6 protein-coding genes are annotated in these 14,298 nt (G+C 68.7%); 5 read left to right on the top strand and 1 reads right to left on the bottom strand.

Annotated elements, in window-relative coordinates; translation table 11 throughout:
- Positions 1–46: 46 nt before the first annotated feature.
- Complete coding sequence (gene putA / locus C3E99_RS16290; protein ID WP_076077315.1) at positions 47–3,139, top strand: bifunctional proline dehydrogenase/L-glutamate gamma-semialdehyde dehydrogenase PutA; 3,093 nt, start codon at positions 47–49, stop codon at positions 3,137–3,139.
- 224 nt (positions 3,140–3,363) lie between these two features.
- Here the strand turns inward: putA and C3E99_RS16285 are convergent, their stop codons facing one another.
- Positions 3,364–4,278: a tetratricopeptide repeat protein gene (locus tag C3E99_RS16285; RefSeq protein ID WP_104960415.1), complete on the bottom strand. Its 915-nt coding sequence runs from the start codon at positions 4,276–4,278 to the stop codon at positions 3,364–3,366.
- 287 nt (positions 4,279–4,565) lie between these two features.
- On the opposite strand from C3E99_RS16285, the gene C3E99_RS16280 reads away from it, so the two are divergent.
- Genes C3E99_RS16280 through C3E99_RS16265 form a run of 4 tightly spaced genes read left to right on the top strand, consistent with a single transcriptional unit; the run spans position 4,566 to position 14,128 of the window.
- A complete protein-coding gene (locus C3E99_RS16280) occupies positions 4,566–6,005 on the top strand; it encodes a multiheme c-type cytochrome (RefSeq protein ID WP_104960132.1) in 1,440 nt (479 codons plus the stop codon).
- 5 nt (positions 6,006–6,010) lie between these two features.
- Positions 6,011–7,990 carry a heme-binding protein gene (locus C3E99_RS16275; protein WP_067186366.1) on the top strand — a complete coding sequence of 660 codons (1,980 nt, stop codon included), beginning with the start codon at positions 6,011–6,013 and terminating at the stop codon, positions 7,988–7,990.
- Between the two features lie 3 nt (positions 7,991–7,993).
- Positions 7,994–9,892, top strand: coding sequence for a hypothetical protein (locus C3E99_RS16270; protein ID WP_076077310.1), 1,899 nt, complete (start codon positions 7,994–7,996; stop codon positions 9,890–9,892).
- Positions 9,893–9,895: 3 nt separating this feature from the next.
- Complete coding sequence (locus tag C3E99_RS16265) at positions 9,896–14,128, top strand: hypothetical protein (protein WP_076077308.1); 4,233 nt, start codon at positions 9,896–9,898, stop codon at positions 14,126–14,128.
- Positions 14,129–14,298: the final 170 nt, after the last annotated feature.

Here is a 14,298-nt window from a genome sequence, read left to right as displayed (position 1 = left end):
TTCATATCAGGGCAGATCGACCAATGGCTTTCTGTTATGACGGGCCATGACCATCGCCCCCGACCGCGCGGCTCTTCGCGCCCTCGCTCGCCGTCCCGAAACCGAAATCGTCACCGATCTGCGGCGTGCGCTGGCGGATTCGCCCGCGACTGTCGAGGCGACGACGCGGCGTGGTCTCGCGCTGATTCGCAAGGCGAAGGCCGAGGGCGAGCGCGAGACGCTCGTCGCGCAGCTGATGAATCGCTACCGTCTTTCGACCGAGGAAGGCGTCGTGCTGATGTGCCTCGCCGAGGCGCTGCTGCGCGTTCCCGACAGCGCGACCGCCAATGCGCTGATTCGCGACAAGATCGCCGGACGCCGCTGGAACGAGGGCGAGGACGAGGACAGCCCGCTGATCGTCGCGCTGTCGGCGCGCGGCCTGTCGCTCGGTTCTGCGACGCTGATGCTCGACGCGCTCGGCAGCAAGGCGAACCCGCTGACCCTGCTCAAGGCGATGGTCAGGCGCTCGGGCGAGCCGGTGATCCGGCAGGCGGCACTCGCGGCGATGAAACTGCTCGGCCAGCAGTTCGTGATGGGCCAGACGATCGATGCCGCGGTCAAGCGCGCCGACAAGGCGAAGACGGAGCTCGCGAGCTTCGACATGCTGGGCGAGGCGGCGCGCACCGCGGAGGATGCGCGACGCTATTACGACAGCTATGCCGCGGCGATCGCGCGCATCGGCCGCGACGCCCGACCGGGCGATCCCTTCGCCAACCACGGCATATCGATCAAGCTGTCGGCGCTCCACCCGCGCTACGAATATCTGCAGGGCGATCGCGTCCGCGACGAGCTGGTCCCCAATGTCGTCGAACTCGCGCGCGCCGCGCGCGCGGTCAACATCCCGCTGATGATCGACGCCGAGGAAAGCGACCGGCTCGAACCGCATATGGACGTTTATGCCGCGCTGATCGACGCGGGGCTGGCCGACGACTGGGCCGGGCTCGGCATCGTCATCCAGGCCTATCAGCCGCGCGCGCCCGAAGTGATCCGCTGGGTCGCCGCCAAGGCGCGGGCGCGCGGCGTCAAGCTGTCGATGCGGCTCGTCAAGGGGGCCTATTGGGATACCGAGATCAAGCGCGCGCAGACGCTGGGCCTCGATGATTTCCCGGTGTTCACCGCGAAGAATCACACCGATCTCAACTATATGGTCTGCGCGCAGATCCTGCGCGAATGCCAGGACTGCCTGTTCCCCGCCTTCGCCAGCCACAATGCGATGACGCTGGCCTTCGTCGCCGAACTGTTCGACGGCGCCGATTATGAATTGCAGCGCCTGCACGGCATGGGCGAGGGCGCCCACGACGCGATCCTCGCGCTGTCGCCGCCGCCGCGCCCGGTGCGCGTCTATGCGCCGGTGGGCACGCACCGCGACCTGCTCGCCTATCTCGTCCGCCGCCTGCTCGAAAACGGCGCCAACTCCAGCTTCGTGCACCAGTTCTCCGATCCTGAGGTGACCGCGGAAGACCTTGCGGTCGACCCGCGCAGCATCGCGAGCGTCCCGACGACCATCCCCACCGGGCTGCACCTGTTCGACCCGGCGCGGCGCAATTCGCGCGGCTACGACCTCGGCGATCCGGGGGTGCCCGAGGCGCTGATGGCCGCGATCGCCGGGGCGCGGCGTGGCGACGTGGTCGCCGCGCCGATTGTTGGCGGCGCGGTGCGGGATGGCCGGCCCGAGCCGGTGCGCAATCCCGCGACCGGCGCGACCGTCGGCCAGGTGATCGAGGCCGATGCCGCGGCGGTCGACGCAGCGGTCGCGACGGCGCGCGCTGCGCAACGCGACTGGAGCCTCGCCGGCGGCGCCTTCCGCGCCGAACGGCTCGAACGCGCCGCCGACCTGTTGGAGGAGCGCGACGCCTTCTTCCTCGGCCTTGCGATGGACGAGGCGGGCAAGACGCTCGCCGACGCGATCGCCGAGGTACGCGAGGCGACCGATTTCCTGCGCTATTACGCGGCGCAGGCGCGCGCCGATTTCGCCCATCCCGTCGCGCTTCCCGGCCCGACGGGCGAGCGCAACGAACTGATGCTCGAAGGCAAGGGCGTCTTTGCCTGCATCAGCCCGTGGAACTTCCCGCTCGCCATCTTCCTCGGCCAGGTGTCGGCGGCGCTCGCCGCGGGCAATGCGGTGCTCGCCAAGCCCGCCGAACAGACCCCCCTGATCGCGCATGCCGCGGTGGCGCTGCTGCTCGAAGCCGGCGTGCCGGGCGACGTGCTCCATTATCTGCCCGGACGCGGCGAAACGGTCGGCACGGCGCTGACCGGGCACCCGGACCTGATCGGCGTCGCCTTCACCGGGTCGACCGAGGTCGCGCGGATGATCAACCGCGGCCTTGCCGGGCGCGACGGCCCGATCGCGACGCTGATTGCCGAGACCGGCGGCGCCAACGCGATGATCGTCGATTCGACCGCGCTGCCCGAACAGGTGGCGCGCGACGCGGTGGCGTCGGCCTTCCAGTCGGCAGGGCAGCGCTGCTCGGCGCTGCGCCTGCTGTGCGTGCAGGAGGATGTGGCGGAAACGATGATCGCGATCGTCGCGGGCGCGATGGCCGAACTGAACGTCGGCGACCCGGCGATCCTCTCGACCGACGTCGGCCCGATCATCGATGCTGAGGCGCAGACGAATATCGCCGCCTATGTCGCCGAGGCGCGCAGCGCCGGCCGCGTGATCGCCGAAGCCGCGCGGACGGTGCTGCCCGATGGCGGAACCTTCGTGCCGCCGGTGATGATCCGGCTCGACCATGTCACCGACCTCAAGCGCGAGATTTTCGGCCCCGTGCTGCATGTCGCGACGTGGAAGGGCGGCGAACTCGACGCGCTGATCGATGCGATCAACGCCTCGGGCTACGGCCTGACGCTCGGCATCCACACCCGCATCGACGCGGTCGCGGCGCATGTCGCGGCGCGCGCGCAGGTCGGCAACGTCTATGTCAACCGCAACCAGATCGGCGCGATCGTCGGCTCGCAGCCCTTCGGCGGCCGCGGTCTGTCGGGCACCGGTCCGAAAGCCGGCGGCCCGCACTATCTGCACCGTTTCGCGGAGGAAAAGTCGATCTCGACCGACATCACCGCCGCAGGCGGCAATGCGGCGCTGATGGCGGGGTAATATACGGCGCCCCGGCGAAAGCTGGGGCCGCTATCGGCCTGCTACGACGCCAGCGATCCCGGCTTTCGCTGGGATGACGTGGCTGGCTAGACTCTGATGACTTTAGATTGACCCCCTTCGTCATTGCGAGCGGAGCGAAGCAATCCAGAGCGGTTTGCGCACACTCTGGATTGCCGCTTCGCTTCGCTCCTCGCAATGACGATTCCAACTCATGTCATCATCTTCTAGGCCCCCGGCACGCCCAGCATTCGGGCCTGCGCCTTGATCCGCGCCGCCGCCGCGGGGTTGGCGGCGACGCCGTCCTTCAGCGCCTGCGCCGCCTTCGCCGTCTCGCCCAGCGTCATGCGGCTGCGCATCAGCATGATCCAGCGGTCGACGTCGGACGGGTCGGCCTTCAGCTTCGCTTCGAGGCTGGCGACCATGCCCTCGATCATCGCGTCCTGCTGGCCCTTGGGAAGCTGCGAGGCGGCTTCCATGTCGGCGCGGCTGGGGCCGGGGATCGCGCGCGCGGCGACGGGCATCTCCTCGGCTTTCAGCGGGCGCGCCCGCGTCGCGGCAAGGCGCGGCGCGACGTCGATCTTGTGGATCGCGCCGACCTGCTCGATCGTGCGGCGCAGATCGGCTTCCCACGGTGCGCCCTGCGGCGTGTCGGCGAGCAGCGCGAACCAGGCGTCGATCGCGCCCCGGTGGTCGCCCGCCAGATCCTTTTTCACCGCCATGAAATAGCGCGCGCGCGGGTCCTGCGCATCGAGCGCGATCGCCTTTTCGAACGCTTCGAGTGCCGCAGGGGGCAACGGGTCGCGCTTGCTCGCATAGGCGCGCGCCTCGCCGAGCGCCGACCACAACCCCGCCGATTTCGGCGCGAGGGCGACGGCCCGTTCATAGGCTTCGGCGGCCCCCGGATAATCCTCGAGGTCGAAGCGCGCCGCGCCAAGCGCGGTCCATGCCTCGGCGTCGCCGGGGTTGCTTCGGGTCCGCGCCTCGAGCGCGACGAGGCGGTCGGATGGCGGCGCGTCGGCGGCGGTCATTCCCGCCGGGACGCCGGCCGCGGACCGCGCATCGCGCCACAGCGCATAGCCGACGGCGCCCGCGAGCAGCAGGAAGGCGGCGATCAGGATCGCACGATTGGTGGCCGTCATCTTCTTGCTCTCGTTCATTTTTGCCCCTCGAAAATCCCGGCTGTGATCGCAGGCATATTGCCTTTGCGCGGCGATGGTGTAGCCTTTGAGGATCAAGGTCGGTCAACGATAAAATCGCAAAACAAGGGGTCGCACCGGATTTCCCGATTTGCAGGGGGCAGGTGCCATGGCAGTTTCAGACCACGTCGATCGATCGACGGTGACGGAGGGCGACTCCGCGACCCGGTCGCTTGCGCGGCGCCGGTCCAGACCCTAGGGCACGAACGGGGCAACGGGGGATGGCGGGAATGAGGATGCACGCTGGCACGGGGCGCAGCGCCCGGCCGTGGGCCGCGATGGCGGCCCTTGCGGCGCTGCTGCTCGCGCTGACGGCGGCAGCCCTGATCGCCGCGCCGCCCGCGCGGTCGCAGGGCGAAAGCGGCGGGCGCTTCCTGGGCGTCGCGTCCTGCGCGGGCTCGACCTGCCATGGCCGGATGGAAGGCGACGGCACCGTCGTTCGCCAGGACGAGCTGATGCGCTGGCAGGACCCCTCCACCCCCGGCGGCGCGCACAGCCGCGCTTGGGCGGTGCTCGGCAATGGCCGCAGCCAGTTCATCGCGCGCAACCTCGGCATCGGGGATCCGGCGCGGGCGCCGATGTGCCTCGGCTGTCACAGCGACGCTGCCGTCAGCCGCGGCACCGCGCCGCTCGCCGACGGGGTGAGCTGCGAATCGTGCCACGGTCCGGCGGGCGGCTGGATCGCGAGCCATTATGCCGGCGTCGGCACCAACGCCAATCCGGGGGCGGAGATGCGCGAGAAGCATCTGGCGAATCTGCGTGCTGGCTTGCGCAAGCTGGAGGACCCGGTGGTGCGCGCCGGCGTATGCGTCGATTGCCATTTCGGCGCGGCGGGCGAGGGGCAGTTCGTCACTCACCGCATCATGGCCGCGGGGCATCCGCGCATCGCGTTCGAACTCGACCTCTTTTCCTCGCTCCAGGCGCATCATCAGGAGGATGAGGACTATGGCTGGCGCAAGTTCGGGGCGCCGTCGGCGCGCACCGACCATGTCCAGATGTGGGCGGTGGGGCAGGCGACCGCACTCGAACGCAGCCTCGCGCTGTTCCAGTCGAAGCGCGGGACCGAAGGGATTTTTCCCGAATTCTTTTTCCTCGACTGCCACAGCTGCCACCGCCGCATCTACGACCAGGCGAAGCCGGTGAAGACGGGCCTCGACAATCCGGGCCGCCCCGGCATTCCCGAGGGCATGCCGCCCTATAATGACGAGAATCTGATCATGCTGGCGGCGGCGGCGCGCGTCGCGGCGCCGGCGCTGGCCGACCAGCTCGCGGTGCGCAGCGCGGCGTTCCACCGGGCGATGGCGACCGACCGGCCGAGCGCCGTCGCCGCGGCGGCGCAGCTCGCGCAGACGGTCGCGGCGCTCAAGGGCGCCTTCGCCGCGCGCCGTTTCGCCGGCACCGATACGTTCACGATGGTCGACGCGATCGCCGCGAAGGCGGTCAGCGACCGCTTCACCGACTATGCGGGGTCGCAGCAGGCGGTGATGGGGGTCGACACGCTGCTCGGCGCGATGGTCTCTTCGGGGCGCGTCACGGTCGGCGCGGCGGCGGGCATCCGCAGCGACATCGACCGCGCCTATACCGCGGTCGCCGACCCCAACAGCTACAAGCCGTCCGAATTCCATGCGGCGCTGGGCCGCGCGGTGCAAGCGATCCGGGCGCTGCGGTGAGGGCGATGACGATCCGCGCGCGCCTGTTCCGCGCCTCCGCGCAGGCGGTCATGGCCTCGCTGCTGCTCGCTTCGTGCGGGGGTGGTGGCGGCAGTTCGACGCCGACCCCGTCGCCCGCTCCGACCCCGGCCCCCACGCCGACGCCGACCGGCGTCTATGTTCCGCCCGCCGCCGAAGCGCTGAGCGTCGCCGACGTGCAGACGATCCTCGCGCAGGCGATTGCAGAGGCACAGGCGCGCGGCCTGCCGTCGGTGATTGCGGTGACCGACCGCGTCGGCAATGTCCTGGGCGTCTTTCGCATGACCGGCGCGCGCGCGACCGCGACGACCTCGCCGGCGCCGAACGGCGACAGCATCGACGCGCAGAACGTCACCTTCCCCGCTGAAGGCGGCGCGATCGCCAAGGCGATCACCGGCGCCTATCTGTCGAGCGGCGGCAACGCCTTTTCGACCCGCACCGCGAGCCAGATCGTCCAGCAGCATTTCCCGCCCGCGCCGACCACCGTGGGGCTGGAAAGCGGGCCGCTGTTCGGGGTGCAGTTCAGCCAGTTGCCGTGCAGCGACCTGTCGGCGCGCTTCGGCGCGGCGGGCGGCGCGGCGCTGATCGGGCCGAAGCGCTCGCCGCTCGGCCTCGCCGCCGATCCGGGCGGCTTTCCGCTCTACAAGAATGGCGTGCTCGTCGGCGGCATCGGCGTGATGGGCGACGGCGTCTACGGCAGCGATCCCGACATCCTCGACATCGACGACGATGCCGAGGAGGCGATCGCGCTCGCCGGCACGCGCGGGTTCGAGGTGCCGGCCGGCATCCTTGCCGACCGGATCAGCATCGACGGCACGACCCTGCGCTTTTCCGACGCCAGCTATGCGGGGCTGAAGGCGGGCGGCGGCGCGAGCTTCGCGAGCCTGAACGGCACCGCCGGCAATCTCGTCGCGGTCATCGGCTATGCCGGCGCGGCGGTCGTCGCCGGGACCGCCTATGGCAGCGAGGCGTCGGGCATCCGACCATCGACCGGCGCCGAATTTTCGAACCGCGACGCGTTCGTGCTGTCGGACGGCAGCGGCGCTAACCGTTACCCGATCCGCGCCGGCACCGACGGCGCGACCAACGGCGCGCCGCTCACCGAGGCCGAGGTGCGCGCGGTGCTGGAAGAGGCGTTCGCGGTGATGAGCCGCGCGCGCGCGCAGATTCGCCGTCCGCTCGACAGCCGTGCACAGGTGTCGATCAGCGTCGTCGACACGCACGGCGCGCCGCTCGGCATCGTGCGCTCGCCCGACGCGCCGATCTTCGGCACCGACGTCAGCTTGCAGAAGGCGCGCACCGCCGCCTTCTTTTCCGGGGCGCAGGCGGGCGCGGAACTCAGCGCCAACGCCAGCGCCGACGTGCGCCAGTTCGTTCCCGCGCTACGCAGCTTCCTGAACGATCCGGCGGCGCTGACCGGCACCATCGCCTTCCCCGACCGCGCGAACGGCAATCTGTCGCGCCCCTATTTCCCCGATGGCGAGGTCGGGCGGCCGAACGGGCCGCTGTCGCGCCCGATCGCGCAGTTCAATCCCTTTTCCACCGGGCTCCAGTCGGCGCTGATCATCGGCAATCTCGGCCAGCACCTCGGCTTCGTGTCGGGGGCGAGCGCGACCGACACGCCGCAGCGCTGCACGACGCTGCCCGATGTCGCGCCGGGCATGAACCGTCTGCAGAACGGCATCCAGATCTTTCCGGGTTCGGTCCCCATCTATCGCGGCGACCGGCTCGTCGGGGCGATCGGGGTGTCGGGCGACGGCATCGACCAGGACGACATGATCAGCTTCCTCGGTGCGCACAACGGCGGCGCGCGCGCCGGCGGCATCGGCAATGCGCCCGCCGCGATGCGCGCCGACCGGGTCGTCGTGCGCCTCGCCGACGGCAAGACGGTGCGCCTGCGCTACATCGCCTGTCCGTTCGCGCCCTTCCTCGACACGGCGCAGCAGAATGTCTGCGACGGGCTGTAGGCGATGAGCGCGGGGGCAAGCCTTTGGCCGATCGTCGCCAGCCTGGCCGCACAGGGCGCGCCCGCCGGCGAGCCCCCCTCGGCCCCGCCCGCCGCCGCAGCGCCGCAAGCCGACGAACCGGTGCCGCCCCCGCCGCCGGTCGAGTGGAAGGAAATGCTCGACGACGATTTCGTCACCCGGATTCTCGACGGGCGTCGCCGGCCGGGGTATCGCCCCGACCTTCCCGAACGATCCAGCCAGGACAATGTCGGCGCGCTGCGGCCGCCGCCGCCGCAGGCCTTTCCGGGGATCGAGGATCAGCTTCCGATCCCCGACCGCTGGCGGCTGATCGAGACGCTGGGGGTGGTCAAGGAACGCTGGTTCGACCCCTATCACCAGAACACGCTGAAGGGCGACCGGCCGATCGACCGTGACAAGGTGAAGTGGCTGCCGATCCGGGGCGACGACTGGTTCTTCGTCGCCAACCTGATTTCGGACGCGGTAGTCGAACCGCGCACCTTCCCGATCCCGAACGGCATCCAGACGTCGGCGCGCCCGGGCAGCCTCGATGTGTTCGGCAAGAACCGCAGCGTCGTGCTGTCGCAGACGCTGATCGGCGGCTTCGCGCTGATCAAGGGCAACACCGCATTCAAGCCGCCCGACGTCGAATATCGCCTGACGCTCGCCTATAATGTCAACCATGTCGACGTGCCCGAACGGCGCGTGCTCGACGTGCGTCCGTCGCGGCCCAGCCATCGCACCGACGCGTTCCTGGGGGTGCAGGAAGCCTTCGTCGACAAGCATCTGGGCAACGACAGCGATCGCTACGACTTCCATTCGATTCGCGTCGGCATCCAGCCGTTCCAGAGCGATTTTCGCGGCTTCCTGTTCAACGACAGCCAGCTCGGCATCCGGCTGTTCGGCAACCGCGACAACAACCGCTTCCAATATAATCTCGCGGCCTTCTGGCGGCTGGAAAAGGATACCAACAGCGGCCTCAACGACGTCACCCAGACGCCGCGCGACGATTTCGTCCTCACCGCCAATCTCTATCGGCAGGATTTCCCGTTTGTCGGCCTGACCAGCCAGATCAGCGCGACGTGGAACATCAACCGCGAACGCGACGACATCCAGATCGACCATAACGGCTTTCCCGTGCGACCGGCGCTGCTCGGCGATCTGCGCGGGCGATCCTACGACGTCGTCTATTTGGGCTATGGCGCCGACGGGCGTATCGGGCGCCTCAACCTGACCGCCAGCCTCTATGCCGCGCTGGGACGGGATCGCAACAGCATCTTCACCAGCCGCCCGGCGCGGATTCGCGCGGGGTTTGGGGCGGCCGAGCTCAGCTACGATCAGGATTGGATGCGGTTCCGCCTCTCGGGCCTCTATGCGACCGGCGACGGCGATCCCTATGACGACGTCGAAGGCGGCTTCGACGCGATCTTCGAAAACCCGGTCTTCGCCGGCGCCGATACCAGCTACTGGATCCGCCAGACGATTCCGTTCGCGGGCGGCGGGCGCGCGATCTCGATCAACGGCCGCAACGGCATCCTCAATTCGCTGCGCTCGTCGAAGGAAGAGGGGCAGTCGAATTTCAACAACCCCGGCACGATCCTGGTCGGCGCGGGGGGCGATTTCGACCTGTCGCCCGAGATGCGGGTCAGCACCAATTTCAACCATCTGTGGTTCCAGGATACCGCGACGCTGCAGGTGCTGCGCAGCGAAGGGTCGATCCCGACCGACATCGGCTGGGACCTGTCGGTCGCCGGCATCTGGCGGCCCAGGGCGACGCAGAATATCGTCGGGCGTCTGAGCGCCGCGGTCCTGCTCCCCGGCAAGGGGTTCAGGGACCTGTTCGAAAATAAGGCGCGGGACGATGCCTATGTGTCGATCCTCGCCAATCTGGTGCTGAGTTTCTAGCCGATGATCCGCACGCTCCTCGCCCTCTTCGCCTTCGTGCTGACGATGCTCGCGGTCGGCCCGCATGCCGCGCGCGCGTCCGAGGGAGAAAAGCCGGTCAAGGTCGAGTATCGCTTTACCCCGCCCGCCCCGCGCGAACAGAGCGAGGCGGAGATGATTGCGAAGTCGGAGGGCTGCTACAGCTGCCACGTCCGCACCGACCGGCCGACGATGCACGCGAGCCCCGCGGTGCGGCTCGGCTGCACCGACTGCCACGGCGGCGACGCGGCTCAGGTCGGCGACCCGCGCCTTGGCTACGACGATCCGCGCAACCGGGCGGTGATGGCGCGCGCCCACCCGCAGCCGACGCTGCCGGGCGCGTGGGGCGACACCTCGGCGAACCCGAAGCGCAGCTACACGCTGCTCAACAAGGAGGCGCCCGAATTCATCCGCTTCGTCAACCCCAGCGACTATCGCGTCGCGCGCGAGGCGTGCGGCGCCTGCCATCAGGAGACGATCGAGGCGGCCGAGCGGTCGCTGATGGCGACGGCGGCGATGTTCTGGGCGGGCGGCGCCTACAACAACGGCATCCTGCCGTTCAAGAACTCGCTGTTCGGGGAAGCCTATACGCGCGAGGGCGTGGCGGCCTGCCTATTGTCGCCCTCTTCGCTGCTGACCGCTGAAGAGTATAAGGAGGCTTGCAAGCCGAACTTCGGCTTCGACAAGATATTGACCGACGCGGAAAAGAAGCGCGGCGCGCTCGCCAAAATCTATCCGCTGCCGCGCTGGAACGTCATGCCGCCCAGCGACGTGTTCCGCGTCTTCGAGCGCGGCGGGCGCAACGTCAGCACCCAGTTCGCCGAGGTCGGGCTACCCAACCCGACGGGGCAGATCCAGCGGCTCGAGGAGCCGGGGCGCCCCGACCTCAAACAGTCGAACCGCGGGCCGGGCACCGGGCTGCGCGTCGCGATCGCGGTGCTCAACATCCACAAGACGCGCCTCAACGACCCCTATATGTGGTTCATGGGCACAAACGACCAACCCGGCGACTACCGCCATTCGGGCTGCGCGGGGTGCCATGTCGTCTATGCCAACGACCGCGAGCCGCGGCACAGCCTGATCTATGCCCAATATGGCCGCGACGGAGAGAGTGCGACGATCGACCCGACGATCGCCGGCAAGAAGGCGAAGCCCGAAGGCGACGGCCATGATAGCGGCCACGGCGCGCTGATCGACCCGGCGGCCCCGGCGCGCGAGCGGGGCGAATCGGGGCATCCGCTGACCCACGCCTTCACGCGCGCGATCCCGACCTCGCAGTGCATGACCTGCCACATGCACCAGCCGAACATCTTCCTGAATTCCTATCTCGGCTACACGATGTGGGACTATGAATCGGACGCGCCGCAGTTGTGGCCCGGCCCGGACAATACCGCGCCGCGCCCGCCGGGGATGAGCGACGCCGACTATCAGCGCCTCTACAAGCAACAGCATTATCCGACCGCGGCCGAGGTGCACCGGACGCTCGAACGCAACCCGGAAGGGGCGGGACCGCGCGGGCTGTGGTCCGACGTCGAGTTCCTGCGCGACGTTTATGACGTCAACGACACGAACAGGGTGACGCAGTTCGCCGACTATCACGGCCACGGCTGGAACTTCCGCGGCGTCTTCAAGCGCGACCGCAACGGCAATCTGCTCGATGCCGAGGGCAATATGGCGACCTACGGCACCGACACGGCGCATATCGTCGACCCGAACGATCCCGAGAAATGGCGCAAGAACTGCGCGAGCTACAGCGATGCGAAGCAGCGCGACCTCTGCCTGGCGAGCGCCGATCTGGGCCGGCCGGGGGTCGAAGGCAAGTTCGTGCCCCCCGGCCTCAACCCCGGCAAGACGGTCCACATGATGGACATCCACGCCGAAAAGGGCATGCAGTGCGCCGACTGCCATTTCGCGCAGGATTCGCACGGCAACGGCTATATCCAGGGCGAGGTCGCCAATGCGATCGAGATCGGTTGCAAGGATTGCCACGGCACCGCCGACGCGCTGCCCAACCTGCTGACCTCGAATGTCGCGGCGCGGCCGCAGGGCACCAACCTTGCGCTGCTCCGCAACCCCGATGGCCGGCGCCGCTTCGAATTCCGCTATGACGACGACGGCGAGGTCACGGGCCTGATCCAGCGCTCGATCGTCGATCCGAAGCTCGAATGGCAGGTCAGCCTCGTCAAGCAGGCGGTGACGCCGGGGCCGCATTTCAACGCGAAGGCGGCGCGCGCCAAGCTGATGTCGCGGTCGGGCGCCGACGACGGCAGCTTCGCCTGGGGGCCGGGGGTGGCAAAGGCGGATCGCGCGCATGGCGACGACCGCATGACCTGTTTCACCTGCCACCTGTCGTGGACGACGAGCTGCGGCGGCTGCCACTTGCCGATCGAGGCGAACTGGAAGACCAGCTCGCACCATTTCGAAGGGGAGGAATCGCGGAACTTCGCCACCTACAACCCGCAGGTGGCGCGCGACGAGATGTTCCAGCTCGGCCGGCACCAGCTCACCAAGCCGGGCGAGCCCGACACCGACGGCAACCCGCGCGGTATCATCGCGCCGGTGCGCTCGTCGTCGGCGCTGATCCTGTCGTCGACCAACGTCAACCGCGAGCGCATCTATGTGCAGCAGCCGCCGATCTCGGCCGCGGGCTTCTCCAGCCAGGCCTTCGCGCCGCACTTCCCGCACACGGTCCGCCGCCAGGAAACCAAGCAATGCACCGACTGCCACCTGTCTGCGGCCGACGACAATAATGCGATCATGTCGCAGCTGCTGCTGATGGGCACCAATTTCGTCAACTTCGTCGGGCTCAACGTCTGGTCGGGGCTGGAGGACGGTTTCCAGGCGACGCGCGTCACCGAATGGGACGAGCCGCAGGCGGTGATCGGCAGCTATCTGCAGAAATACGCCTATCCCGACTATTGGCGCCTGCACGTCGAACGGAACGGGCGCGAACTGAAGAACTGGGTGCGCGGCAAGACCTTCGACAGCAAGGGGTCGGGCGAATCCCGCGCACTCGAGGAATTCCGCAATATCGTGCAGGGGACGAGCGGCCGGGTGAACTGCCTCCAGCAGCGCGGCGAATATATGTTCGTGGCAGAGGGCAAGGGCGGTTTCCGCGTCTATGACGTCGCCTCGATCGGCAACAAGGGCTTTTCCGAACGCATCACGCGCGCGCCCTTCTCGCCGCTCGGCCACGACACGCATGTGAAGACCCGCAATGCGACCTGCATGGCGATCGGCACCAACCAGCCGATCAGCATGGAACGCAACGATTTCATCCGGAAGCACTTCCCGCAGAATCACGAGCAGGCGCTGCACCCGCTCTATCGCTATGCGGTCGTCACCGACAGCGTCGAGGGGCTGATCCTCGTCGACATCGACACGCTGGCCGACGGCGAGTTCCGCAACAACAAGCTGTCGCGGGCGCTGACCTGGAACCCCGACAATCTGCTTGCAGGGGCGCGGCACGTGACGCTGGCGGGCGACCACGCCTATATCGCCGCCGACAGCGGGCTCGTCGTGGTCGACCTGTCGACGCCGCTCGAACCGAAGGTGACGGCGCGGCTGCCGCTGACCGGCGCGCGCGCCAGCGCGGCGCAGTTCCGCTATCTGTGGGTGAGCGATGCCGAGGGGGTGAAGCTGTTCGACATCACCCGCATGGACCGGCCGGTGCCGGTGCCCGAAGGGACGGTGCGGCTCGCCGATGCGCGCAAGCTCTATGTCGCGCGCACCTATCTGTATGTCGCGGCGAAGCAGGACGGGCTGGTGATCGTCGACGTGACGCGGCCTGCGGCGCCGGTCGCGTGGCCGGGGCTGACCTTCGGCGGCGCGATGAGCGATGCCGAGGACGTCATCGTCGGATCGACCAACGCCTCACTCTTCGCCTATGTCGCCGACGGGCGGAACGGCATCAAGGTGCTCCAGCTCACCAGCCCCGACAATCCGGGCCTCTACGGCTTCTCGCCGAAGCCGACGCCCGAGCTGATCGCGTGGGCGAAGACGCCGGCGCCCGCGCTCGCGCTGTCGAAGGGGCTCGACCGCGACCGCGCGGTCGATGAAAGCGGCGGTCAGATCGCGATCTTCGGCCGCATCGGCTCGCGCCCCTTCACCCGGCCCGAGATGGAGAAGCTGTTCCTCAACGGCAAGGGCCTGGTCTACAAGGTCAGCGACGCGGTCGACGAAGCGGGCTGGCGCCCGCCGCTGCGCTGGGGCGATTAGGGCCGGGGTCCGAGCTGGAGCGTCGAGCCCTATATCTGACTCACCCGATCGAAACGGCGCAGATTTAGAGCATGATGACATCGGTTGAGTTCGTCATTGCGAGCGGCGAAGCCGCGCGGCAATCCAGAGTCGCGTAAACCGCCCTGGATTGCTTCGCTCCGCTCGCAATG

The sequence above is a fragment of the Sphingopyxis sp. MG genome (assembly GCF_002953155.1).
GTDB classification, from domain to species: Bacteria; Pseudomonadota; Alphaproteobacteria; order Sphingomonadales; family Sphingomonadaceae; genus Sphingopyxis; species Sphingopyxis granuli.
The sequence above is the reverse complement of the archived record's forward strand: the minus strand, read 5'-3'. Positions and strand labels throughout refer to the sequence as shown.